The 2878-nt window shown below is 54.4% G+C and carries 1 rRNA gene; it reads left to right on the top strand.

Annotated features, from left to right (window positions below):
- Positions 1 to 48: 48 nt before the first annotated feature.
- A 23S ribosomal RNA gene (locus tag IC21_RS09365) occupies positions 49 to 2878 on the top strand; the annotation flags it as partial.

Here is a 2878-nt window from a genome sequence, read left to right as displayed (position 1 = left end):
AAACCAAGTAAACCGAGAATCGCTTATTTTTGGATTTAAACCTTTTATGGTTAAGTTAGAAAGGGCGCACGGCGGATGCCTTGGCACTAGGAGCCGATGAAGGACGGTACAAACACCGATATGCTCCGGGGAGCTGTACGTAAGCTTTGATCCGGAGATTTCCGAATGGGGAAACCCCCTGTCTTTAATCGGACAGGATTCCTGCCTGAATCCATAGGGCAGGAAGGGCACACCCGGGGAACTGAAACATCTCAGTACCCGGAGGAAGAGAAAGCAATTGCGATTTCCCAAGTAGCGGCGAGCGAACAGGAAACAGCCCAAACCGGAAGGCTTGCCTTCCGGGGTTGTAGGACACTCATATGGGAGTTACAAAAGAACGGGGTAAGTGAAGCGGCCTGGAAAGGCCTGCCGGAGAAGGTAAAAGCCCTGTAACTGAAACTTCGTTCTCTCCCGAGTGGATCCTGAGTACGGCGGGACACGAGGAATCCCGCCGGAATCCGGGAGGACCATCTCCCAAGGCTAAATACTCCCTAGTGACCGATAGTGAACCAGTACCGTGAGGGAAAGGTGAAAAGCACCCCGGGAGGGGAGTGAAAGAGATCCTGAAACCGTGTGCCTACAAGTAGTCAGAGCCCGTTAACGGGTGATGGCGTGCCTTTTGTAGAATGAACCGGCGAGTTACGGTCTCATGCAAGGTTAAGCTGAAGAAGCGGAGCCGCAGCGAAAGCGAGTCTGAACAGGGCGAAAGAGTATGAGGCCGCAGACCCGAAACCAGGTGATCTACCCATGTCCAGGGTGAAGGCAAGGTAACACTTGCTGGAGGCCCGAACCCACGCACGTTGAAAAGTGCGGGGATGAGGTGTGGGTAGCGGAGAAATTCCAATCGAACTTGGAGATAGCTGGTTCTCTCCGAAATAGCTTTAGGGCTAGCCTCAAGCGGAGAGTTTTGGAGGTAGAGCACTGTTTGGACGAGGGGCCCTCATCGGGTTACCGAATTCAGACAAACTCCGAATGCCAAAAACTTATGCTTGGGAGTCAGACTGTGAGTGATAAGATCCATGGTCGAAAGGGAAACAGCCCAGACCGCCAGCTAAGGTCCCAAAGTATACGTTAAGTGGAAAAGGATGTGGCGTTGCTTAGACAACCAGGATGTTGGCTTAGAAGCAGCCATCATTCAAAGAGTGCGTAATAGCTCACTGGTCGAGTGACGCTGCGCCGAAAATGTACCGGGGCTAAACGTATCACCGAAGCTGCGGATGGACACCGTTTGGTGTCCGTGGTAGGAGAGCGTTCTAAGGGCGTTGAAGCCGGACCGGAAGGACCGGTGGAGCGCTTAGAAGTGAGAATGCCGGTATGAGTAGCGAAAGAAGGGTGAGAATCCCTTCCACCGAATGCCTAAGGTTTCCTGAGGAAGGCTCGTCCGCTCAGGGTTAGTCGGGGCCTAAGCCGAGGCCGAAAGGCGTAGGCGATGGACAACAGGTTGATATTCCTGTACCGCCTCTTCACCGTTTGAACGATGGGGGGACGCAGGAGGATAGGGCAAGCGCGACACTGGTTGATCGCGTCCAAGCAGTTAGGCCGGTGCGGAGGCAAATCCTTCGCGCCAAGGCGGAGCTGTGATGGCGAGGGAAATTAAAGTACCGAAGTTCCTGATTCCACACTGCCAAGAAAAGCCTCTAGTGAGGTGAAAGGCGCCCGTACCGCAAACCGACACAGGTAGGCGAGGAGAGAATCCTAAGGTGAGCGAGAGAACTCTCGTTAAGGAACTCGGCAAAATGACCCCGTAACTTCGGGAGAAGGGGTGCTTTTTGGGGTGTATGCCCCGGGAAGCCGCAGTGAATAGGCCCAGGCGACTGTTTAGCAAAAACACAGGTCTCTGCGAAGCCGCAAGGCGAAGTATAGGGGCTGACACCTGCCCGGTGCTGGAAGGTTAAGGAGAGGGGTTAGCCGCAAGGCGAAGCTCTGAACTGAAGCCCCAGTAAACGGCGGCCGTAACTATAACGGTCCTAAGGTAGCGAAATTCCTTGTCAGGTAAGTTCTGACCCGCACGAAAGGTGTAACGATCTGGGCACTGTCTCAACGAGAGACTCGGTGAAATTATAGTACCTGTGAAGATGCAGGTTACCCGCGACAGGACGGAAAGACCCCATGGAGCTTTACTGCAGCCTGATATTGAATTTTGGTACAGCTTGTACAGGATAGGTAGGAGCCTTGGAAACCGGAGCGCCAGCTTCGGCGGAGGCATCGGTGGGATACTACCCTGGCTGTATTGAAATTCTAACCCGCACCCCTTACCGGGGTGGGAGACAGTGTCAGGCAGGCAGTTTGACTGGGGCGGTCGCCTCCTAAAAGGTAACGGAGGCGCCCAAAGGTTCCCTCAGAATGGTTGGAAATCATTCGCAGAGTGTAAAGGCATAAGGGAGCTTGACTGCGAGACTTACAAGTCGGGCAGGGACGAAAGTCGGGCTTAGTGATCCGGTGGTTCCGCATGGAAGGGCCATCGCTCAACGGATAAAAGCTACCCTGGGGATAACAGGCTGATCTCCCCCAAGAGTCCACATCGACGGGGAGGTTTGGCACCTCGATGTCGGCTCATCGCATCCTGGGGCTGTAGTCGGTCCCAAGGGTTGGGCTGTTCGCCCATTAAAGCGGTACGCGAGCTGGGTTCAGAACGTCGTGAGACAGTTCGGTCCCTATCCGTCGCGGGCGCAGGAAATTTGAGAGGAGCTGTCCTTAGTACGAGAGGACCGGGATGGACGCACCGCTGGTGTACCAGTTGTCTTGCCAAAGGCATCGCTGGGTAGCTATGTGCGGAAGGGATAAGTGCTGAAAGCATCTAAGCATGAAGCCCCCCTCAAGATGAGATTTCCCACAGTTT

The sequence above is a fragment of the Heyndrickxia coagulans DSM 1 = ATCC 7050 genome (assembly GCF_000290615.1).
Lineage (GTDB): Bacteria > Bacillota > Bacilli > Bacillales > Bacillaceae_C > Weizmannia > Weizmannia coagulans.
This window is presented reverse-complemented; position numbering and strand designations above follow the sequence as displayed.